The sequence below is a fragment of the Rhizobium sp. Leaf306 genome (assembly GCF_001423425.1).
In the GTDB taxonomy this organism is placed as follows: Bacteria; Pseudomonadota; Alphaproteobacteria; order Rhizobiales; family Rhizobiaceae; genus Neorhizobium; species Neorhizobium soli.
Genome location: NZ_LMNX01000005.1, coordinates 120,663 through 142,465, shown reverse-complemented (window position 1 = coordinate 142,465; position 21,803 = coordinate 120,663). Strand labels below are relative to the sequence as shown.

Below are 21,803 nucleotides of genomic sequence, written 5' to 3'. Positions count from 1 at the left end.
CGGTCAGGCCGCCCGCTCTGTGGCGGGAGCGGCCATGACCCGCATGTCGAGATGTTTGCCGTTATGGCCAGTTATCATAATGCGCTGGATGTCCCGGGGAACCAGCCCCGGCACGGCGACCAGCGAAAAGTTTTCGGTATGCGCCAAACCGTTGTTTTCAACGATGACGATCTGTTCGGTCCCCACCATGCGGTCGAGATGGGCTTTATGCAACGCTTCGCCCGTTGCACGAAGCCGTGCTGCACGCTCCTTGACCACTGCCCGGTCGAGCTGCGGCATCCGCGCGGCCGGCGTTCCGGGACGCGGGCTATAGGGGAAAACATGCAGAAAGGAAATGCCGGCGTCCTGCGCAAGCGTCGCCGAATTCTCAAACATCTCTTCCGTCTCGGTGGGAAACCCGGCGATCATGTCGGCGCCGAATGCGATTTCGGGCCGCAGGCGCCGCGCCTGTTCGACGAAGGCGAAAGCCTCGCGGCGACTGTGGCGGCGTTTCATCCGCTTCAGGATCATGTCGTCGCCATGCTGCAACGAGAGGTGCAGATGCGGCATGAAGCGCGGCTCGTCGGCGATCAGATCCCAGAGGTGATTGTCCGCCTCGATACTGTCGATAGACGACAGCCGCAGCCGCAGGATTTCAGGCACCTGCTTCAGAAGCGTCTTCGCGAGAAGCCCGAGCGTCGGCTGGCCAGGAAGGTCGCCGCCGTAGCTGGTGGCATCGACGCCGGTCAGCACGATCTCGCGATACCCGCCTTCGACAAGCCTGCGCGCCTGTTCGACGACCGCGCCCATCGGCACCGAACGGGAATTGCCGCGACCGTAGGGAATGATGCAGAACGTGCAGCGATGGTCGCAGCCGTTCTGGACCTGGATGAAGGCCCTCACGTGACCGTCGATATGACGGATCATCTGCGGCGCCGTCGCCTTGATGCTCATGATGTCGTTGACGCGAAGTTTCTCTTCCGACGACACGCCGAAATCCGGAAGCGCGCGGTAGGATTGGCTCTTCAGCTTTTCCTCGTTGCCGAGCACCATGTCCACTTCGGGCATGTCGGCAAACGTCTGCTTTTCGGTCTGAGCGGCGCAACCCGTGACGACGATCCGGGCATGCGGATTGTCACGGCGCACGCGGCGGATGGTCTGGCGGGCCTGGCGCACCGCTTCCGAGGTCACAGCACAGGTATTCACCAGCACGGCATTGTTGAGCCCGGCCTTTTCGGCCTCCGCCCGCATCACTTCCGATTCGTAGGTGTTCAGCCGACAGCCAAAGGTGATGACCTCGACGCCACTCAATGGACCTGCGCCCCTTGGTAAGCGCCCTGCCCCAATTCCCCGTCACGCGAAAATTCACCGGTGACCGGATCGACCTTGCCGGACCATTCCCATTCCGCAGGGCCGGTCATGACAACGTGATCGTCTTCACGCCACTCGATGACAAGCGGCTGCCGGGTGGGCGCTGAGGCAACATCGATGGTCACGGTGCGACCCGTGCGGCCGGTGCGCGCAGCGGACACGCCGGCGGCACAGGCGGCGGAACCGCAGGCAAGCGTCAGACCCGCGCCGCGTTCCCACGTGCGGGTGCGCAGCGACGTTTCCGATGTCACCTGCGCCAGCGTGATATTTGCCTTTTCCGGAAAGATCGGATGGTTTTCGAGAAGCGGTCCGAACCGTTCCAGATCGAAATCCATCGGGTCGCGGTCGACCCAGAAGATCGCATGCGGATTGCCGATCGCCATTGCGGACGGCGAATGCAGGATCGGCGCATCGATCGGGCCGATCTGCAGCTCGATCCGGCTGGTATCGTAGAATTCTTCAGACAACGGGATCTTGTCCCAGGCAAAGGCCGGCTTGCCCATATCGACCGAGATCGTGCCATCCTCGTGCTCACGCGCATTGAGAATGCCGGCAACCGTCTGGAAGGTGAAAACCTTGCGGCCAGTCTCGGAGCTCAAGGCCTGCACGACGCAGCGCGTGCCGTTGCCGCAGGCCTGGGCCTTGCTGCCGTCGCAGTTCAGGATGTCGATAAACGCGTCGGTACCCGCTATCTTCGGATCGTGGATCGCCATGATCTGGTCGAACTGGGTCGCAGCATCCGCGTTGAGCGCAACGGCTGCTTCCGGCGTGACCTTGTCGGCGCGACCGCGCATGTCGATGACCAGGATCTTGTTGCCAAGCCCGTTCATGCGCGCAAATTCGACCTGTTCTGCCATGATTGCCAACCCGTGCGGTAATTTACCGGTCATCGGCCGTATATGGCGGAAAACGCCATGAATTGCCAGTAGCGCGCGCAACTTGTGCGGCGAGCGCCATTCTCCGATCCTGTCATCCGAAGATCTGGTCGACCAGCGCATGCACCCGGCGGAACGCCGCCCTGGCGCCTTCTGCTGCCTCGAGTTCCTCTGCCTCGGTCAGCAGAAGCTCGTTATAGGCCGAAACGAAGTTGCGCCAGTGCAGGCCGCGGCCGTCCGTGTGGCCGGCCAGATGCCGCGCGCCGAAATCGTCCGACAACCCGAGCTTGGCCGCTTCCTTGCGCAGGAAGGCTGCGCCGAGATTGGAGCCTTCGGCGACATAGAGCCAGCCGAGCGCGGTCGCAGGGTTCAGGGGGCCGGTCGTTGATCCCAGCTGTTCCGGCACGCCGCCGAGATCCGCGATGTCGTGGCGAAGCGCTTCCAGCCGGCAACGCCCGGCAAGGCCGGGCAGCAGCCGGTTGAGTTCGGCGGCCGCGTAGAGCGGCGCGACATCGGCGTGGAACCGATGCTGCACGTCGAGAAACAAGGCATAGCGCTCGCGATTGGCGAATGGCTCCGCCCGCATGATCCGCTTGTCGAGCGTATCATGCGTGCCCGCTGTCTGCGCCTTGAGGCGCTGGATGCGAGTAGCGTCCGTCAGGCGGTCCAGTTCGATCTGCATATCTTGCCCCAAATACTCATGTTTCCGCATCAAGCAAACTGTGGAGCGGCTCGTCAAGCTCCGTCACGCCGGAACGTCGAAAACCTCACCTGCCCGCATCGGCCGGAATCGTTCACGCGCAATACCACGACTGTCGAGCGCCGCAAACAGCGCCTCCACCGGCTGGTCGATGCCCTCGTCGGTCAGCTTGACCGTGCCCCAGTGATGCCCGGCAACGAAGGAGGCTCCGCAAAGCTGCATCCCTTCGACGGCTTCCTGCGGATCCTGGTGCTGCGCCTTCATGAACCAGCGCGGCTCATAGGCGCCGAACGGCAGGTTCGCGAGGCGGAAAGGACCATGCTTACTGCCCGCGGCGCGATAGTTGACGCCCTCGTGAAATCCGGTATCGCCCACATGATAGACCTTGCCGGCCGGCGTTTCAAACACGAAGGCCGCCCACAATGCCTTGCGCCGGTCGCCGAGACCCCGCGCCGACCAGTGATGGCAGGGCTCGCAGTGAAACACGACGCCGGGCGCTACAGTCTCGCTGCCGCCCCAGTCCATGACCGTGATCTTCGCATCCGGCACCTTGGAGCGGATGATCGCATCATTGCCGAGCGGTGTGATGAAATGCGGCTTGTCGCGGCCCTCAAGCACCCACAGCGTCTCGAGATCCATGTGGTCGTAGTGATTGTGGGTAACGAGCACGATATCAATCGGCGGCAGATCACCGATGCGGATACCCGGCGGATTGACCCGCTTGGGCCCGGCGAAGGAGACCGGACTGGCACGCTCCGACCAGACCGGATCGGTCAGAATATTGACGCCGGCAACCTGGATCAGCAGCGACGCATGGCCGACCATGGTGACGACAAGACGATTGCCGGTCACGCGCGTCTCCGGCACGGCCTGCGGAAACGGGCTGGCAAACGTGTCCGGCCAGGGAATATTGCCGTTGCCGAACTTCCAGCGCAGGAGATCGAGAGTTCCGCGCGGCTCCTCTCCGCCGGGATTGAAGAAATGCGTTCCGTCGAAGTGATCGGATACCGGCCCGGAATAATAGCTGTTGGCTGCCATGGCACCTCTTGCGGTCAACCCGCCGGCAAGGGCTACCACTGCGCCGATCCCGGACCATTTGAGAAAATTGCGACGTTTCATGAGGTCTGTTCGATCACCAGGGTTTGCAAGAGCTGCGCCATCAAGGCCACCTCTATCTAGGTTCGCATATATCCCCTATAGAATACGGCAATTCGCGCACGGGCGGAAGCTTGCGGCAACATCAGATCTCCGGCATCTCGTCAGCGGACGCCCTCGCCCGCGGCAAAACCCCGGCGCGCCTTGACTTCCACCCCCATTTCCTGTTTAAGCCCGGCAATCTGCTGACAAGTCCGAGAACTTGGAGCCGCCGACCGGGAGCCGAACTATTCGGAAACCCGGAGGTCAACACCCGACAGCGCGTGGCGCCCTCGGGTGCTATTTGGCTTTGCGTACTCCTTGGTGCCTTGTATTTGCCGGCGAAAGAACCGACGTTTTTGGGCACCCGGAAACGAAGAAGGAATACACGATGTTCGAAAACCTCCAGGACCGTCTTGGCTCCATTCTGAATGGACTGACCGGCCGTGGCGCATTGAGCGAAGCGGATGTATCCGCCGCCCTGCGCGAGGTTCGCCGTGCGCTTCTGGAAGCCGACGTGGCGCTGGAAGTGGTGCGCGCCTTTACCGACAAGGTTCGCGAAAAGGCCGTCGGCGCCGAGGTTCTGAAATCGATCAAGCCCGGCCAGATGGTCGTCAAGATCGTCCATGACGAACTGGTCGAAATGCTCGGGACCGAAGGCGTCGGCATCAGCCTGCATGCCGCGGCCCCTGTTGTCATCATGATGGTCGGTCTGCAGGGTTCGGGTAAGACCACGACCACAGGCAAGATCGCCAAGCGGTTGACCGACCGCGAAAAGAAAAAGGTGCTGATGGCGTCGCTCGATACGCGACGTCCGGCAGCTCAGGAACAGTTGCGCCAGCTTGGCGTCCAGACCGGCGTCGATACGCTGCCTGTTATCGCCGGCCAGTCGCCGACCGATATCGCCGCGCGCGCCGTGCAGGCTGCAAAGCTCGGCGGCCACGACGTCGTCATCCTCGACACCGCCGGCCGCACGCATATCGACGAACCGCTGATGGCCGAAATGGCGGAAATCAAGCGGAAGTCCAATCCGCATGAAATCCTGCTGGTCGCCGACTCACTAACTGGCCAGGACGCCGTCAATCTGGCCCGCAATTTCGACGAACGCGTCGGCATTACCGGCCTCGTGCTGACCCGCATGGATGGCGATGGCCGCGGCGGTGCAGCACTTTCGATGCGCGCCGTCACCGGCAAGCCGATCAAGCTGATCGGTGTCGGCGAACGGATGAACGAACTCGAGGAGTTCCATCCCCGCCGCATCGCCGACCGTATTCTCGGCATGGGCGACATCGTCAGCCTCGTCGAAAAGGCAGCTGAAAACATCGACGCGGAAAAAGCCGCGGCGATGGCCAAGAAGATGCAGTCGGGCAAGTTCGACCTGAACGACCTCGCCGACCAGCTGCGCCAGATGAAGTCGCTCGGCGGCATGGGCGGCATCATGGGAATGATGCCCGGCATGGCCGGTATGAAGGACAAGCTTGCCGCATCCGGCATGAGCGACAAGATGTTCGACCGCCAGATCGCCATCATCGGCTCGATGACGAAGGCCGAACGCGCCAACCCGGATATGCTGAAGCACTCCCGCAAGAAACGCATCGCAGCCGGCTCCGGCACGGACGCGTCCGAAATCAACAAGCTGCTGAAAATGCACCGCCAGATGGCCGACATGATGAAAATGATGGGCGGCAAGGGCAAGGGCGGCATGATGAAGCAGATGATGGGCGGCCTTGCCGGCAAGATGGGTCTTGGTGGCATGGGCGGCGGAATGGGTGGAATGGGCGGCATGCCCGATCTTTCCAAGCTCGATCCGAAGCAGCTGGAAGCCCTGCAGAAGCAGGCCGAAGCTGCCGGCCTGAAGCCTGGCTCGATGCCGGGCATGGGCGGCGGAATGCCGGGTCTTGGCGGCGGAAAGCTCCCCGGCCTTGGCGGCTTCCCGGGTCTTCCCGGCCTGCCTGGCAAGAAGAAGTGAGGGGAGGACGCGATGGTTGACCCTGAGATCAAGGCAAAGCTTTCGAGCTACCGCCAGTCGATCGACAATATCGATGCGGCACTGGTGCATATGCTGGCGGAACGCTTTCGCTGCACCAAGGAAGTGGGCGTCCTCAAAGCCCAATACGATTTGCCGCCGGCAGACCCGGCGCGCGAGGAATACCAGATCGAACGCCTTCGCCGCCTGGCGGACGACGCTCATCTGGACCCGGATTTCGCCGAGAAGTTCCTGAACTTCGTCATCAAGGAAGTCATCCGGCATCATGAAGCCATCGCCGCCGAACACGGCGGTAAGGAAACTGCTTAAACAATAACGACACGGCCCGCCGGGACGGCGGCCCAGACAAACCTAGGAGTGAATACAATGCCCTTGAAGATCCGTCTTGCCCGTGGTGGCTCGAAGAAGCGTCCTTACTACACGATCGTCGTTGCTGACGCCCGTTCGCCGCGTGACGGCCGCTTCCTGGAAAAGGTCGGTTCGTGGAACCCGATGCTTGCCAAGGACGACGCAAAGCGCGTTGAAGTCAACGTAGAGCGCGTTCAGCATTGGCTCGACAACGGCGCACAGCCGACCGACCGCGTTCTGCGCTTCCTCGCAGAAGCCGGCGTTGGCCAGCGCGATGCCAAGAGCAACCCGGAAAAGGCAAAGCCGGGCAAGAAGGCTCAGGAACGCACTGCCGAGCGCGCAAAGAAGATCGAAGACGCCAAGGCAGCTGCTGCCGCGGAATAAGATCCGCTTCTTTTGATTCGACGGGTGGTGCGGCAACGCACCGCCCGTTTTGCTGTTTTCATTCCGCCGAGACTGTTTTCATTTCACTGTGTTGCGCTTAAATGGGCGCGAAGAAACCGGAGCCTTCCCGCATGACCAAGCTCGAAAACCCAGTTCTGATGGCAACGATCGGCGCTGCCCAGGGCCTGCGGGGCGAGGTGCGGGTGAAATCCTTTACAGAGGATCCGACGGCGCTCGGCGACTACGGCAACCTTTACACCGCGGACGGCCGGGTCTTCGAGATCCTCGATATCCGCGAGGCGAAAACCGTCGTCATCGTCCGCTTCCGCGGCATCAACAGCCGCGAGGATGCAGAAGCGCTGAACGGCATCGAGCTGTTCGTCGACCGTGACAACCTGCCGGACGAGGGACTGGACGACGACGAATTCTACTACGCCGACCTAGAGGGCCTGGAAGCCGTCGACAAGGACGGCAAGAGCTTTGGCACGGTCAGCGCCGTTTTCGATTTCGGCGCCGGCGACCTCCTGGAGCTGAAAGGCCCCGGCCGTCGTCCGTCGCTCATTCCGTTTACCGAGGCAGCCGTTCTGGAGATCGATCTCGAAGGCGGCAAGATCCTGATCGATCCCGAAGCTGCGGGCCTGATCGAAAACCCGGACGAAGACGACGCGAACTCGAACTTTCCGCGCAAGGACAAGTGACCGCGATGCCGTTTCGCGCGACGGTGCTCACCCTCTATCCGGAAATGTTTCCCGGCCATCTCGGCTTTTCCCTCTCCGGCAAGGCAATGGAACGCGGGCAGTGGTCGCTTGAAGCGATGCAGATCCGTGATTTCGCGGAGGACAAGCACCGTACTGTCGACGACACGCCGGCCGGCGGCGGCGCCGGCATGGTGTTAAGGGCGGATATTCTCGGCAAGGCGATCGATTCCCTCGTAGATGACAGCCGTCCCCGCCTGCTGATGAGCCCGCGCGGAAAGCCGCTCAGCCAGAAGCGGGTCCGCGAGCTTGGCGATGGCGAGGGCGTGGTGATCGTCTGCGGTCGTTTCGAAGGCGTCGACCAGCGGGTGATCGATGCACGCCAGCTCGAGGAAGTGTCGATCGGCGACTATATCCTTTCGGGCGGCGAGCCGGCAGCCCTGACCCTGCTCGATAGCGTCGTGCGCATTCTGCCGGGCGTGATGGGCAATGCCCTGTCCGGCACCCACGAAAGCTTCGAGCACGGCCTGCTCGAACATCCGCATTATACCCGCCCACAGGTCTTCGAAGACCGGGAAATCCCCGCTATTCTGACCTCCGGCAACCATGCCGCGATCGAGAAATGGCGGCTCGAACAGTCGCTGCGGCTTACTCGGGAACGCCGCCCGGACCTGCTGAACGAGAGCTAGCCGGTCACGAAATAGTAGACGGTGAGGCCTGCGCCGACCGCCACCACGCACCAGCGCAGCACTGCCTGCGGAACGCGCCGTGCGAGCCACACGCCGCAATAGCCGCCAAGCGCGCCGGCCGGCATCATGATGATCGTTTCCGGCCAGGCAATCACGCCGCCGCCGACAAAGACGACGATCGCGACGCCGGCAATCAGCGCCGCCAGCATGTTCTTCAGCGCGTTGAGATGGTGATAGCTGCCGCCGGTCGTCATACCCAGCACCGCCAGCATCATGATCCCCATTCCGGCCCCGAAGAACCCACCATAGATCGATGTCAGGAACTGACCGATGACCGAAAGCGGCGAGTTGGCAGGGCGCTCGGACGAGGCTTTCGGCTTAAGCCATGGGCCTGCCGCAAACACGGCGGTCGCGGCGCCCAGGAGCCACGGCACGACCTGGCGAAACGCGTCATTGTCGAGCGCCAGCAGGATCAGCGCTCCCAAAATCGAGCCGATGACGGAGACGATTGCGAGCGCCAAAGCACTTCGCCAGTGGCTGGCAATCTCGCGGCGATAGGCAAGCGTCGAGGTGACATAGCCCGGAAACTGCACGATCGACGATGTTGCATTGGCCGAGATCGGCGGCACGCCGGCAAGCGTCAAGGCGCCGAAGACGAGAAACGTCCCGCCGCCGGCAATCGCGTTGGCGGCGCCCGAGAAAAAGCCGGCAGCGGCCAACAGCACCACCATGGTGATCGACATGAATCCTCCCGAATTCTTTTCGGTCAGCCTTTAGACCTGCTATAGAGAGGCAGCAAGCGGCGAAAACGCCACCGATCGCCACAAAATTGCGGCATGCCCGATGACAAGCGCATGCCTTTCGTGTAATGGCGCGAACGGAAATGGGAAAACTGTCCCGTCTGCCAGCAACAAAGAATGGCGAAACGCTCTGCCGCAAGGCAGATCCAGAGGCTTTGACCAACGGATCCTAAGAGCGCTCTGGCTGTTTCAGAAAAACCTGAGGTTTGACACATGAACATCATCCAGCAGCTTGAGGCCGAACAGGTCGCCAAGATCGAAGCCAAGCGCTCGCTTCCAGAATTTTCCCCGGGCGACACCGTCCGCGTCAACGTCCGCGTGACGGAAGGCACCCGTACCCGCGTACAGGCCTATGAAGGCGTTTGCATCGCCCGTTCCGGCGGTGGCATCAACGAAAGCTTCACCGTTCGCAAGATCTCCTACGGCGAAGGCGTCGAGCGCGTATTCCCGGTCTACTCGCCGCTCGTCGAAGGCGTCGAAATCGTTCGCCGCGGTCGCGTCCGTCGCGCCAAGCTGTACTACCTGCGCGATCGTCGCGGCAAGTCGGCTCGTATCGTCGAGAACACCGGCACGCGTGCACGCAAGCTGAACGAAGCCGAGCGCGCTGCAGTTGTCGAAGAAAAGGCACGCATCGAAGCTGAAAAGATCGCAGCAGCACAGGCTCTCGCCGCCGACAAGGCAGCAGCAGAAGCCGCTGAAGCGAAGGCTGCGGAAGAAGCAAAGGCTGCAGAAGCAGCATCTGCTGAATAAGATTTCCCTTCATGGGATGAGAAAAGGCGGCCGGTTGGCCGCCTTTTTTATTGCCTGCGATTGCCCTCGGGCATTGATATCGATCCCATGCAGTTGCGTCTGCAAAGCCAAACCCAGCGATCTTCGTCTGAAGGAATGGTTGTGCTTGTCTTCCCGCAGAAATTGGTGAGATTTGGCTGAGATATTTCTCTTGAGGATCGCCCCATGCTGAAAAGACGTTTTGTCATTGCCGCCCTCGCAGTTGCAAGCCTGGCACCGGTCACTGCTTTTGCGCAAAACCTGCCGGACCTGAAGGGCCGATCCGTTGTCGTCGTCACCGAAAACGCCTACCCGCCCCTGCAGTTCGTCGATCCGAAGACGGGCAAGGCGATCGGCTGGGAGTATGATGCGATGAACGAGATCGCCAAGCGGTTGAATTTCAAGGTCGAGTACCAGAACGTCAGCTGGGACGCGATGATCCAGGCCGTGTCCGATGGCCAGTACGACATCGGCATGACCGGCATCACCATCAAGGATGAACGCAAGGCACAGGTCGATTTCTCCGATCCCTACCTGCGCTCCGAACAGTTCATGCTGGTACGTGGCGACGAAACCCGCTTTGCCGACGAAAAGGCCTTCGCTGCCGTGGACGGCGCGCTGATCGGCGCCCAGCCGGGCACCTCGCCCTTCTATACAGCCGTCTACAGCATCCTCGACGGCAACGAGCAGAACCCGCGCATCAAGCTGTTCGAAACCTTCGGCGCAACCGTGCAGGCGTTGAAAGGCGGCGATGTCGATCTCGTCCTGACCGACAGCGTTGCGGCGAAAGGCTATGTCGACGCGTCGAACGGCGGGCTGAAGGTGATCGGCGGCCCGCTCGGCGCCGAAGATTTCGGCTTCATCTTCAAGAAGGGATCGGATCTCGCAGCGCCCGTCAACGCCGCGATCGCCGCGCTGAAAGCCGACGGCACGCTGGATGCCCTGAACAAAAAGTGGTTCCTCGACTACAAGATGGGCCAGTGACCATCAGGATGGCAGGCACCGCGGACAGGGTCGAAACCTGATGACCTTTCAGACCCTGCCGACATCGGGCGGCGATGGTGATCGTCCGTGGTGGCTCGCAGCCGTCGTCGTCATAGGCCTCGCGATCGCAGCCGTGATCGTCGTCAACGATCTCTATGCCCAAGTGTTTGCCACAGTCTCGCGCGGCATCTGGGTGACGGTGTTCGTGACGGTCACGGCCTTCGTGCTTGCCACCGCGCTAGGCCTGGCGATCGCGCTTGCCGGTCTTTCCGATCGCCTCGCGCTGAGGCAGGCGGCGCGCTTCTATGTGGAAGTCGTGCGCGGCATCCCGATCCTGGTGCTTTTATTCTACATTGCCTTTGCCGGCGCACCGGCGATCGTCGGTTTTTACAATGTCCTGATCACGCCATTGGTCGACGGCGGCTGGCTGGAGCCGATGCAGGTCCGCGATCTGTCGCTGATGTGGCGAGCGATCATTGCGCTGACGATCGGCTATTCCGCCTTTATCGCCGAGATCTTTCGCGCCGGTTTCCAGTCCATCGATCGCGGCCAGGTCGAAGCGGCCATGGCGCTCGGGCTGACGCGGGGTCAGCGCTTTCGCCTTGTCGTGTTTCCGCAAGCGATACGAGTGATCTTCCCACCCCTCTCGAACGACTTCGTTGCCATGGTGAAGGACAGTTCTCTCGTTTCGGTTCTCGGCGTGGCCGATATCAGCCAGGCCGGCAAGATCTATGCGTCCGGCTCGTTCCGGTTTTTCGAAACCTATTCGATCGTCGCCTATATCTACCTGATCCTGACGATCGGCTTGTCGATTGCCTTGCGGCAAGTCGAAAAGAGGATGCGGGAACAGGGGATCAGAAAGGCAAGCCGTCGATAGAAGGCATCGCCCGCATTCGCCGCCGTCAGGAGGACCTGAGGACGAACCTGTCGCGGCCGGAGGCCTTCGCCTCGTACAGCGCTTCATCCACGGCCTGCAACAGGCTGAGGCGATCCGACCCTGCATGCGGTGCGAGGGCAGCACCCACGCTCAGACGTGCATTGACGATATGCCTGCCCACGGCAAACGGGCTGCGGAACCGTTTCACGAGGCGTTCCGAAAGACCGGCCAGCGCATTGGCATTGGCAAGGTTCGGTACGAAGACGGCGAACTCGTCGCCACCCATCCGGACGGCAATTTCCTGGACACCGAGGCATTCGGTAATGCGTTGCGCCGCCTGCTTCAGCACTTCATCGCCAGCGGGATGGCCGAGCGTGTCGTTGATCGTCTTGAACCCGTCCATATCCATGTAGAGAACGCCGACCGTCTGCTGCGCCGAAAACGCATCGGCCAGCATGCCGTCGACGATCGAGACCAGCGCCGCGCGATTGTAGAACCCGGTCATCGGATCGGTGATTGCGGCCAGCCGCAGCTTTTCCTCGGCAAAACCCATCACATGATTTGCCTTCTGCAACCGCAAAAGACCGCTCGCCACCTCGGCGAAATGCATGAGATTGGCGATCTCCCGGTCGCTGAATTCGCGCGGCTCGGTATCGAGAAGGCAGAAGGCACCAACGGGAAGACCCGGCTCCAGCGCGACCGGCGCACCGGCATAGGACCTGAAACCCGGCTCGCCCAGCACATAAGGAAGATCGCGCAGTTCCGGATGGCGGGCAAGATCGGGAACCACCACGACCTCGTTGTCGAACACGACACGGGAGCAGATCGAGATGTCGCGCGGGCATTCGCTCGTTCGAATGCCAACTTGGCAGGCCACCCGATGCCAATCGGCGTCGACGATGTTGACGGCCGCATAAGGCGTCGTGAACACATCCTTGGCAAGCTTCACAAGCGCCTCGAGCTCCGGCGTGGAGGGTCCGTCGGCGGAAATCAGGGCCCGCACAGAGAGCAGGCGTTCAGCCTCGTTGTCGGGAAGCTGCGCTGGCAAAGCCATTCTCGTCTCCTCTTTCAGGCCCGGGAGGCGCTGCCGACCGGCCCCCCATGAGGGGGTTCCTTTAGTAGCGTTCTCGCATGTACGTTTTCTGGAGGCAATTGCCGAGAATTCAAAAAACTGCTACACCCTTTGCCATGGGATCGAAATTCGGATGTCTCGCGAACCGCATGATCGTGCTGCAGGACCACAAGCGTCTGCCGTCACGCTTTTTTGCGCGCGTATCCGGCGCTCTATGCAGCCGACTTAGCTGACCGGGCAGACATGTCCGGCGCGGCCTAAGATGCCGCCTCTATTTCCCCACCCATTCTCAATCTTATTGGACCGCAGCCATGAGCGCACCTCGTACTTTGTATGACAAGATCTGGGACGACCACGTCGTCTCCCGCGATGAAAACGATACCTGTCTTCTCTATATCGACCGTCACCTGGTGCATGAGGTGACGAGCCCGCAGGCCTTCGAGGGCCTGCGCCTTGCCGGACGCAAGGTGCGCTCGCCGCAGCGCACGCTCGCCGTCGTCGATCACAACGTGCCGACCTCGCCTGACCGTCACCTCGGCATCAAGAACGAGGAAAGCCGCATCCAGGTCGAGGCGCTGGCCGAAAACGCCAGGGATTTCGGCGTCGAATACTTTTCCGAAAGCGATGTCCGCCAGGGTATCGTCCATATCGTCGGGCCGGAACAGGGTTTTACCCTGCCAGGCATGACGATCGTCTGCGGTGACAGCCATACCTCGACGCACGGCGCCTTCGGTTCGCTGGCGCACGGCATCGGCACGTCGGAAGTGGAGCATGTTCTCGCCACCCAGACGCTGCTGCAGACCAAGGCGAAGAACATGCTGGTCCGCGTCGACGGCAAACTGCCGGCGGGCGTCACGGCAAAGGACGTCATCCTGTCGATCATCGGCGAAATCGGCACCGCCGGCGGCACCGGACACGTCATCGAGTTTGCCGGCGAGGCGATCCGGTCGCTCTCCATGGAAGGCCGCATGACCGTCTGCAACATGACGATCGAAGGTGGCGCTCGTGCCGGCCTGATCGCTCCTGACGAGACGACGTTCGAGTATATCAAGGGCAAGCCGCGCGCGCCGAAGGGCACCGCCTGGGATATGGCCGTCGACTACTGGAAGACGCTGCACACGGACGAAGGCGCTCATTACGACAAGGTCGTGGTGCTGGACGCAGCCGCCCTGCCCCCGATCGTTTCCTGGGGCTCCTCGCCCGAGGACGTGACCACGATCGAAGGCACGGTTCCCGATCCCGACCAGATCAAGGACGAAAACAAGCGCACCTCCAAATGGCGCGCGCTCGAGTATATGGGCCTGACGCCGGGCACGAAGATGACCGACATCACCATCGATCGCGTCTTTATCGGCTCCTGCACCAACGGCCGCATCGAGGATCTGCGCGCTGCGGCAAAGATGGTCGAAGGCAAGACCGTTGCGTCGACGGTGTCGGCCATGGTCGTTCCGGGCTCCGGCCTCGTCAAGGAACAGGCGGAAGCCGAAGGTCTCGACCGGATCTTCAAGGCTGCCGGTTTCGATTGGCGCGAGCCTGGCTGCTCCATGTGCCTTGCCATGAACGACGACCGCCTCAACCCCTATGAACGTTGCGCTTCGACCTCGAACCGCAATTTCGAGGGCCGTCAGGGCTCCAAGGGCCGCACCCACCTCGTCTCCCCCGCCATGGCCGCCGCCGCCGCCGTCGCCGGCCGCTTCGTGGATATCCGCGACTGGAAATAGGCTGAAGGCTCTTCATGCCAGACAAGCGAAGCCGCTGGATGTGAAAGCATCCGGCGGCTTTTTGCTGCGATGAACAGCGCTCACAGCCGGTTCAGGAAAACACGTTTGATCTTTCGGGACGCGTCAATACGGTAGATTTTTAAGGAGATCGGCCGGCAATGCCTGTCGGCCCGCTCCGTCTTTTGCCGCGCGACTGAAGGATCGCCAAGCAATGAGCCCGACCGTCATCGCGCTGGCGCTCACCGCCGCCGTCATGCATGCCAGCTGGAATGCATTCCTGCGCTCGGGCGCCGACAGGCTGTGGTCGATCACCGTGATGGGCATCACGGGCATTCTCGCCGCTCTCCCGGTCATGCTGTGGTTTCCATGGCCGACGGCCGCAGGCCTCGGGTTTATCCTCGCCTCATCGATGCTGCAGGTGGCCTACAGCATCTTCCTCGTCTTCGCCTACCGGCTGGGCGACCTCGGACAGGTCTACCCGATCGTGCGCGGCTCCGTGCCGCTTCTGGTGTCACTCGGCGGCTTCCTGATGATGGGACAAACGCTCACCTCTTCCCAGATTCTCGGCGTCATCCTGGTAGCGGCTGGCATCATGAGCCTCTCGACCGGCAGCCAGCGCGCGCCGACCACGTCCATTTTGTGGGCGCTGCTGACCGGCCTAATCATCGCCACCTACGCGACGGTTGATTCCATCGGCGTACGCTATCTGCCCGATCCGGGTGCCTATGCAGCCTGGGTGCTGTTCACCTATGGCGTGCTGCTGATTGTCGCGTATACGCTGATGCGGGGGCGCTTGCGCCTGGACATCCGCGAGCGGGAAACCCGCAAGGCCCTGCTGGCCGGCATCTTCGTGCTGATCGCCTATGGCGTCGTCATCATCGCCTACTCCATGGGACCTGCCGGCCCTATCACCGCAATCCGCGAAACGAGCGTGGCCTTCGCGATGATCATCGGCAGGCTGTTCCTCGGCGAGACACTCACACCGAAGCGCATCGTGGCAGGGCTCATCGTGGCGGCCGGTGCGATTGCCATCGGCCGGTAGCCCATCCGAAAAGCCTCACCCCAAAACCCGCACCACCGTCCCCTTGCGCAGAAACGGCAGCAGCCGCTTCATGTCGCGCGGGTGAACCGCGACACAGCCGGCTGTCGGCTGGTAGCCTGGGCGGATCAGGTGGAAGAAGATGGCCGAGCCGCCGTGGCGCTTGCGCGAGGTGATGTTCCAGTCGAGCACGAGGCAGATATCGTAGAGCTCGTCGGCCCGCTTCATCTCCTCATGACTGGGCTTGAACGGAGCCTTCACCAGGCGGTTGTAGGCCGGGTGCTTCGGCTCGTCGCACCAGAGCATGTCTTTGCCGATGCGGCGAAGCGGAAGCCGCGTGGCCGGCACCGAAAGACGGTCGCCGCGGATGAAGCCGCTGATGATCCGCATCGAGGCAATCGGCGTGCCTCCGTCGCCTTCCCGCTTGAACGCCGTCGTCCCGGATCGCCCGAGCGCTGCCTGAACGGTGATCCCGCCGCACGTCACGATGGCACGCCGGCGGTCACGCGGAGCGGTACGAACCGTGATGACAGGCGCCATTTTGTGATCTCCCTCGCGAAAAAGATGCATTTCACTCACAAGGTTTTGCTTTGAATATGATTTCGTTTGAATTCATAGCGGGTTGGGTTTTACATCGAAGAACCCTAGATACGTCTTACAAACGCAATAGGCGCTACGGAAGGCAAGAACTGCATGGCGAGAACGATACTGCTGGTCGATGACGACGATGATCTGCGCGAGACCCTTGTGGAGCAGCTCGGCTTCTACGACGAATTCTCGATTTTGCAGGAAGCCAATGCAACCAAGGCGGTCAATACCGCCAAGGCGACCCAGGTCGACCTTCTGATCATGGATGTCGGCTTGCCGGATATGGACGGCCGCGAGGCGGTCAAGGTCCTGCGCAAGAACGGCTTCAAGGCCCCGATCATCATGCTGACGGGCCACGACACCGATTCCGACACGATCCTCGGCCTCGAAGCAGGCGCCAACGATTACGTGACGAAGCCGTTCCGCTTTGCCGTGCTGCTTGCGCGTATCCGCGCGCAGCTTCGCCAGTACGAACAGAGCGAGGACGCCACGTTCACCGTCGGCCCCTATCTGTTCAAGCCAAGCCAGAAGCTTCTGACCACGGATGACGGCAAGAAGATCCGTCTGACGGAAAAGGAAGCGGCAATCATCCGCTATCTCTATCGCGCCGGCCTGAAAGTTGTCACCCGCGATATTCTTCTGGAAGAAGTATGGGGCTATAATTCCGGCGTTACAACGCATACACTGGAAACCCATGTCTATCGTCTGAGACAGAAGATCGAGCGCGACCCCTCGAATGCTGAGATTCTGGTGACGGAAAACGGTGGATACAAGATCGTTCCTTAACCCCGAAGACCGCAAACCCGTAAAATGGCACTGACCGACGATATAAGGCTTCTGTCGCAGGTGCCGCTTTTCAGGGAACTGGATAGCGACCAGCTGCGGCTGATCGCGTTCGGTGCCGAACGGCGTTCGACATCGACAGGCCAGGAGCTTTTCCGGGAACGCTCGCCCGCCGAATCCGCCTTCATCGTCTGCAAAGGCAGTTTCGACCTTTACTCGACCACCCGCGACGGCACCGTTCGTCTCGACAAGACGGTTGGGGCCGGCACGCTTCTATCCGAGCTCGCGCTGGTGACCATGGTCGAGCGCAAGTTCACGGCGATCGCCGCCGAGGATTCCGAAACGCTCAGGATCGGCCGCTCGCTGTTCGAACGCCTGCTGGAGGAATACCCTCAGGTGGGGCGATTGATCGAAAACCGGATCCGCGACAACATCGTCAGCCTCGCCAAGGCAGCACTCGCCATGCAGCACCGGTTCCGCTGAGACGACTGCTCCTTAGAACTTGAACACTGCCGTCACCGGAACGTGGTCCGATGGCTGGGTCCAGCCTCGGGCTTCCTTCAGCACCTCGATCCGGTCGAGAAACGGGCCAAGGTTCGGCGATGACCAGATATGATCGAGACGGCGACCCTTGTTGGCGGCTTCCCAGTCCTTGGCGCGGTAGCTCCACCAGGTGTAAATCTTTTCCGGCTCAGGCGTGTACTGGCGCATCAGATCGAGCCAGCCGCCCTTGGAGATGATCTCCTTCATGCCCTCAGTTTCGACCGGCGTGTGACTGACGATCTTCAGAAGCTGCTTGTGCGACCACACATCGTGCTCCAGCGGTGCGATATTCAGATCGCCGACGAGGATCGACGAAATGCCGGGCGTCGCATCGGCCTTCAAAACCTTCATCTCTTCGACAAAATCCAGCTTGTGGCCGAATTTCGGATTGATCGTCCGGTCCGGCTCGTCGCCTCCCGCAGGCACGTAGAAATTATGCACCCGGATGCGCCGGGTACCCGTCCCGAAAAGCGCCGAGATGTGCCGGGCATCGCCGACATTGCAGTAATTCTGGCGGTGATCTTCGGAGAGCGGGATCCGCGAGGCGATGGCGACGCCGTGATAGCCCTTCTGGCCGTGCACGATGATATGCTCGTAACCGAGGTCTCTCAGCGGCTGGTAGGGGAACTCAGGCTCCTGGCACTTGATCTCCTGCAGGCAGAGAATGTCCGGCTGGTTGCGGGTAATGAACTGCTGCACGATCGGCATGCGAAGCCGGACCGAGTTGATGTTCCAGGTGGTGATGGAGAATGTCATGCCTGCCCTCGCTGATGGGCATCACCTCTAGGCAATTTCGCATAGCAGGAAAAGCAAAAAGGGCCGCGTTTCCGCAGCCCTCCAAAAGCGATCCGTCCTAGTCGATATGTCTTACTTCACCTGATCATAGGGGATGGTGAACACTCTCTCGTCCATCGCCACGCCGTTGCGGACGTTATAGACCATCACGGACGTATCCTTGTTCTGGGCGTCGGTGATCGTCCACTGGCGAAGGTCGAAGGTCTTGGTGTCGAACATCATGGTGATAGTCGAGTCGCCGAAGATCGACTTGTTGCCGAGCACGATCGTCGTCAGGTCGGTTTCCTCACGCACGCTGCGCACGGTCGCGGATGTCAAATCGATGCGCTCGGACAAGAGCAGGCTGAGCGGCGTCTTCGACAGCGGGTAGATATCCCAGGTCTTGAGCTTGACGTTGCCCACGACCACGTTGCGACCATCGGCAATCACGCGCAGCGGCGACGGATCCTCGAAGTTGAAGCGCAGCTTGCCGGGGCGTTCGATAAAGAACTTGCCGCCGGTCTGTTCACCGCGCGGCCCGAATTGAACGAACTCGCCCATCATCGTCTTCACCGACGAGAAATGGTCGGCGATCCGCTGAGCCGAGGCACCGGCTGCGGCCTGCGCCATAACGGGCTTGGCCGCTCCCGCAACCAGCAGTCCGGCAACACCGCCGGCAAGGCCGAGCGAGAACTGGCGACGGCCGAGAAGTCCGGTCATGCTTTTGGAAAGAGTGGTCTTTTGTTCTGTCATTCTGGTCTCCTTCCGTGTTTCTGTTGTGGAAACACGGCGTCTTGATGGCCGCTTGCGCCGGATCACGAACCCCTGAAGACCGCTTTACCGGCCTTACCGATCCAGCACATCCGCTTCGGTCGGCACGAGGATCTCGCGCTTTCCGGCATGGTTGGCCGGGCCGATCAGGCCCTCCTGCTCCATCCGCTCGATCAGCGATGCCGCACGGTTGTAGCCGATGCCGAGACGGCGCTGGATGTAGGATGTGGAGGCCTTGCCGTCTTTGAGCACAACCGCCACCGCCTGGTCGTAAGGATCGTCCGAGTCGGAGAGGTTGGAAGTGCCGGCAGGTCCTGCGCCCTCGCCATCCTCGTCGTCATCAGCCGTGATAGCTTCGAGATATTGGGGCGACCCTTGAGTTTTCAAGTAGGCGACGATCTCTTCGACCTCGGTATCGGAGACGAAAGGCCCGTGGACACGCTGAATCCGACCGCCGCCCGCCATATAGAGCATATCGCCCTGACCCAGCAGCTGTTCGGCACCCTGTTCGCCGAGAATGGTACGGCTGTCAATCTTCGACGTGACCTGGAAAGAGATACGGGTCGGGAAGTTGGCCTTGATCGTGCCGGTAATGACATCGACCGAGGGGCGCTGCGTCGCCATGATCACATGGATGCCGGCCGCACGCGCCATCTGCGCCAGACGCTGGACAGCGCCTTCGATATCCTTGCCCGCTACCATCATCAGGTCGGCCATTTCGTCGATGATGACGACGATATAGGGGATCGGCTGCAGGTCGAACTCTTCCGTCTCGTAAACCGCCTCGCCGGTCTGGCGATCGAAACCGGTCTGGACGGTACGGGTCAGAACCTCGCCGCGCTCCATCGCCTGCTCGACGCGCGAATTGAACCCGTCGATATTGCGCACGCCGATCTTCGACATTTTCTTGTAGCGCTCTTCCATCTCGCGGACGGTCCATTTGAGCGCAACGACAGCCTTCTTCGGATCGGTGACAACCGGAGACAGGAGATGCGGGATGCCGTCATAGACGGAAAGCTCGAGCATCTTGGGGTCGATCATGATCAGGCGGCACTTCTCCGGCGTGTAACGATAGAGAAGCGAAAGGATCATCGTGTTGATCGCGACGGATTTACCAGAACCGGTGGTACCGGCCACGAGAAGATGCGGCATCTTGGCGAGATCGGCGACAACAGGCTCGCCCCCGATCGTCTTGCCGAGTGCCATGGCAAGCTTTGCCTTGCTGGTTTCGAAATCCTTCGAGCCGATCATTTCGCGCAGATAGACGGTTTCACGAATTCGGTTCGGCAGCTCGATCCCGATCGCGTTGCGGCCGGGAACGACCGCGACACGGGCAGCAATGGCGCTCATGGAGCGGGCTATATCGTCGGCAAGTCCGATCACGCGGGACGACTTGATGCCCGGCGCAGGTTCCAGTTCGTAGAGTGTCACGACAGGGCCCGGGCGGACGTGGATGATCTCGCCCTTGACGCCGAAATCCTCCAGCACGCCTTCCAGCATGCGGGCGTTCTGCTCCAGCGCGTCAGCCGACAGCGAAGCATCGCGGGCAATCGCCTTTGGTTCGGCAAGCAGGTGCACGGAGGGCAGCTGGAACCCTTCCGGCGAAATGAACGAGCCCTGCGCATCGCGACCGACGCGGGCGCTGGGCTTGGGAGGCGGTGCCGCCGGGACGACGCGCGGAGAGCCGTTGCCAGCAGATTTCGACCCGCGCGCGGCCGCGAAATCCTCATCGTGGTCGGCAAGGATCCCGGCCGGGCGCCGTGGATTGTCTGCCGTATCGAGCGACGAATCATCGTCGTCATCCGCGTCATTGGAGGACATCGGCGGTGCCGATACGATCCGGCGTGGCGACAGGACCCGCTCCGGTGCGCCATCGAGCGACGGCTCCATCCGGCTTCTGCCACCGGCAGAGGCCTGCTTGGCACGAACCGGCTCATTCAGGGTGCCGAATTCGTCGTCGTTGAAATCATAGGGCTGGTCGAAACCGACACGGGCGCGGGGCTTTGCCCCAGTCAGCCGCCGCAGGCGCGCCTGAGCGATATACCAGTAGTGTGCCAGTGCGCCGAACGCCAGGAAGCCTCCGAAGAGGCCGTTGTCGTCGCCGTCATCGTCCTCATCCTGACGGTTGCGCGCGGAAACGGCAGCCACGGGCGCATCGTCGTCATCGCTTTCCGTCTCGACGGCCTCGCCGACAAAGCCTGACGCAAACAGCATCAGCCAGATGCAGGGAATGGTGAAGATGCAGCCAAGCACGGTTGCAACCATGCCGGTGGGATAGGCGCCGACGAAGAGAGCCGGGAAGCGCAGGATCATGTCGCCAATGACGCCGCCGATGCCGTTCGGGATCGGCCAGGTCGCCGGCGCCGGAAAGCAGCCGAGCGTCGCCGAGGCGAGAAGCGTACCGCCGCCCCATGCTGCAAGCCGCGCCGGAATGCGATCGTAACGACGCCCGGAAATCAGAGCGAGCGCCAGGGCAAGGATTGGAAGCAGCGCAAAGATGCTCGCAAGTCCGAGGAACTGCATCATCAGGTCGGCGAAGGCTGCGCCCGAAAAGCCGAGGATATTGGCAGGCGGGTTGTCGGTGGCGTAGGAGAAACTCGGATCTGCGACATTCCACGTGGCAAGGGCTGCCACCGCCAGCGCCAGCAGCGTGAAAATGCCAAAGCCTGTCAGCGCGAGCGCCTGTCGCCAGACAAAGGCCGTGAGTACCAGGCGGGTGGATCGATTTGCCATAGCCGCCGAACTGCTTCTGCCCATCTTGTCTGCCCGCCGTCCTGAAAAACCGCCTGTTTCATGAACCGGCAGGTTTCGGCCGGTCACGCAATTCCAGGCAGAATACCCCCGCGATGGTTAACGCGACTTTAACCAAGATTGATCGGCTGGAATTCGCTTGGCAAAACGCAAAAGCCCGGACCAGAGGC

The 21,803-nt window shown here is 61.6% G+C and carries 22 protein-coding genes; 12 read left to right on the top strand and 10 right to left on the bottom strand.

Annotated features, from left to right (window positions below; genetic code table 11):
* Positions 1-3: 3 nt before the first annotated feature.
* The 4 genes from mtaB to ASG19_RS21195 all read right to left on the bottom strand — a co-directional run bounded on the left by mtaB (position 4) and on the right by ASG19_RS21195 (position 4,044).
* Positions 4-1,290 (bottom strand): tRNA (N(6)-L-threonylcarbamoyladenosine(37)-C(2))-methylthiotransferase MtaB, encoded by a 1,287-nt coding sequence (mtaB, locus tag ASG19_RS21210; protein WP_062462327.1) that lies wholly within the window; start codon positions 1,288-1,290, stop codon positions 4-6.
* Positions 1,287-2,207, bottom strand: a complete 921-nt coding sequence (dapF, locus tag ASG19_RS21205) for a diaminopimelate epimerase (protein WP_062462324.1) — start codon at positions 2,205-2,207, stop codon at positions 1,287-1,289. Before dapF ends, mtaB begins: the two co-directional genes overlap by 4 nt.
* A 112-nt stretch (positions 2,208-2,319) precedes the next feature.
* Positions 2,320-2,907, bottom strand: a complete 588-nt coding sequence (locus ASG19_RS21200; protein ID WP_062462321.1) for a biliverdin-producing heme oxygenase — start codon at positions 2,905-2,907, stop codon at positions 2,320-2,322.
* Between the two features lie 63 nt (positions 2,908-2,970).
* On the bottom strand, positions 2,971-4,044 hold the full coding sequence (locus ASG19_RS21195; protein WP_062462318.1) for an MBL fold metallo-hydrolase: 1,074 nt from the start codon (positions 4,042-4,044) through the stop codon (positions 2,971-2,973).
* A gap of 406 nt (positions 4,045-4,450) precedes the next feature.
* Between ASG19_RS21195 and ffh the strand changes: the two genes are divergently transcribed.
* The 5 genes from ffh (at position 4,451) to trmD (ending at position 8,162) form a co-directional block, all read left to right on the top strand.
* Positions 4,451-6,028, top strand: coding sequence for a signal recognition particle protein (gene ffh, locus ASG19_RS21190; RefSeq protein WP_062462314.1), 1,578 nt, complete (start codon positions 4,451-4,453; stop codon positions 6,026-6,028).
* A gap of 12 nt (positions 6,029-6,040) precedes the next feature.
* Positions 6,041-6,355 carry a chorismate mutase gene (locus tag ASG19_RS21185; RefSeq protein WP_062462309.1) on the top strand — a complete coding sequence of 105 codons (315 nt, stop codon included), beginning with the start codon at positions 6,041-6,043 and terminating at the stop codon, positions 6,353-6,355.
* A 57-nt stretch (positions 6,356-6,412) separates the two neighbouring features.
* Positions 6,413-6,778 (top strand): 30S ribosomal protein S16, encoded by a 366-nt coding sequence (rpsP, locus tag ASG19_RS21180; RefSeq protein ID WP_062462306.1) that lies wholly within the window; start codon positions 6,413-6,415, stop codon positions 6,776-6,778.
* Positions 6,779-6,909: 131 nt separating this feature from the next.
* Positions 6,910-7,476: a ribosome maturation factor RimM gene (rimM, locus tag ASG19_RS21175; protein WP_062462633.1), complete on the top strand. Its 567-nt coding sequence runs from the start codon at positions 6,910-6,912 to the stop codon at positions 7,474-7,476.
* Positions 7,477-7,481: 5 nt separating this feature from the next.
* The gene (trmD, locus tag ASG19_RS21170) at positions 7,482-8,162 is read left to right on the top strand and encodes a tRNA (guanosine(37)-N1)-methyltransferase TrmD (RefSeq protein ID WP_062462630.1); all 681 of its coding nucleotides are present in this window, start codon (positions 7,482-7,484) and stop codon (positions 8,160-8,162) included.
* On the opposite strand, the gene ASG19_RS21165 is transcribed toward trmD, so the two are convergent.
* Positions 8,159-8,905 carry a sulfite exporter TauE/SafE family protein gene (locus tag ASG19_RS21165; RefSeq protein ID WP_062462303.1) on the bottom strand — a complete coding sequence of 249 codons (747 nt, stop codon included), beginning with the start codon at positions 8,903-8,905 and terminating at the stop codon, positions 8,159-8,161. The genes trmD and ASG19_RS21165 overlap by 4 nt on opposite strands.
* A 270-nt stretch (positions 8,906-9,175) precedes the next feature.
* Between ASG19_RS21165 and rplS the strand changes: the two genes are divergently transcribed.
* From rplS to ASG19_RS21150, 3 genes are all read left to right on the top strand, one after another.
* A complete protein-coding gene (gene rplS / locus ASG19_RS21160) occupies positions 9,176-9,712 on the top strand; it encodes a 50S ribosomal protein L19 (protein WP_062462300.1) in 537 nt (178 codons plus the stop codon).
* A gap of 204 nt (positions 9,713-9,916) precedes the next feature.
* Positions 9,917-10,714 (top strand): transporter substrate-binding domain-containing protein, encoded by a 798-nt coding sequence (locus ASG19_RS21155; RefSeq protein ID WP_062462297.1) that lies wholly within the window; start codon positions 9,917-9,919, stop codon positions 10,712-10,714.
* A gap of 40 nt (positions 10,715-10,754) precedes the next feature.
* Positions 10,755-11,591, top strand: a complete 837-nt coding sequence (locus tag ASG19_RS21150) for an amino acid ABC transporter permease (protein WP_062462295.1) — start codon at positions 10,755-10,757, stop codon at positions 11,589-11,591.
* A gap of 25 nt (positions 11,592-11,616) precedes the next feature.
* Here ASG19_RS21150 and ASG19_RS21145 read toward each other — a convergent pair whose 3' ends face one another.
* On the bottom strand, positions 11,617-12,645 hold the full coding sequence (locus ASG19_RS21145; protein WP_062462292.1) for a sensor domain-containing diguanylate cyclase: 1,029 nt from the start codon (positions 12,643-12,645) through the stop codon (positions 11,617-11,619).
* Positions 12,646-12,974: 329 nt separating this feature from the next.
* Between ASG19_RS21145 and leuC the strand changes: the two genes are divergently transcribed.
* The gene (gene leuC, locus ASG19_RS21140) at positions 12,975-14,384 is read left to right on the top strand and encodes a 3-isopropylmalate dehydratase large subunit (RefSeq protein ID WP_062462289.1); all 1,410 of its coding nucleotides are present in this window, start codon (positions 12,975-12,977) and stop codon (positions 14,382-14,384) included.
* 211 nt (positions 14,385-14,595) lie between these two features.
* Complete coding sequence (locus ASG19_RS21135) at positions 14,596-15,426, top strand: EamA family transporter (RefSeq protein ID WP_062462286.1); 831 nt, start codon at positions 14,596-14,598, stop codon at positions 15,424-15,426.
* 15 nt (positions 15,427-15,441) lie between these two features.
* Here ASG19_RS21135 and ASG19_RS21130 read toward each other — a convergent pair whose 3' ends face one another.
* The gene (locus ASG19_RS21130) at positions 15,442-15,963 is read right to left on the bottom strand and encodes a L,D-transpeptidase (protein WP_062462284.1); all 522 of its coding nucleotides are present in this window, start codon (positions 15,961-15,963) and stop codon (positions 15,442-15,444) included.
* A 153-nt stretch (positions 15,964-16,116) separates the two neighbouring features.
* Here ASG19_RS21130 and ASG19_RS21125 point away from each other — a divergent pair, with 153 nt between their 5' ends.
* Together ASG19_RS21125 and ASG19_RS21120 are read left to right on the top strand one after the other, a co-directional pair.
* On the top strand, positions 16,117-16,797 hold the full coding sequence (locus ASG19_RS21125; protein ID WP_062462280.1) for a response regulator transcription factor: 681 nt from the start codon (positions 16,117-16,119) through the stop codon (positions 16,795-16,797).
* 24 nt (positions 16,798-16,821) lie between these two features.
* Positions 16,822-17,277 carry a cyclic nucleotide-binding domain-containing protein gene (locus tag ASG19_RS21120; RefSeq protein WP_062462277.1) on the top strand — a complete coding sequence of 152 codons (456 nt, stop codon included), beginning with the start codon at positions 16,822-16,824 and terminating at the stop codon, positions 17,275-17,277.
* A 12-nt stretch (positions 17,278-17,289) separates the two neighbouring features.
* Here ASG19_RS21120 and ASG19_RS21115 read toward each other — a convergent pair whose 3' ends face one another.
* The 3 genes from ASG19_RS21115 to ASG19_RS21105 form a co-directional block, all read right to left on the bottom strand.
* Complete coding sequence (locus ASG19_RS21115; RefSeq protein ID WP_062462274.1) at positions 17,290-18,093, bottom strand: exodeoxyribonuclease III; 804 nt, start codon at positions 18,091-18,093, stop codon at positions 17,290-17,292.
* 111 nt (positions 18,094-18,204) lie between these two features.
* On the bottom strand, positions 18,205-18,864 hold the full coding sequence (locus ASG19_RS21110) for an outer membrane lipoprotein carrier protein LolA (protein ID WP_062462271.1): 660 nt from the start codon (positions 18,862-18,864) through the stop codon (positions 18,205-18,207).
* A gap of 93 nt (positions 18,865-18,957) precedes the next feature.
* Positions 18,958-21,639, bottom strand: a complete 2,682-nt coding sequence (locus tag ASG19_RS21105; protein WP_062462268.1) for a DNA translocase FtsK — start codon at positions 21,637-21,639, stop codon at positions 18,958-18,960.
* Between the last annotated feature and the right edge of the window lie 164 nt (positions 21,640-21,803).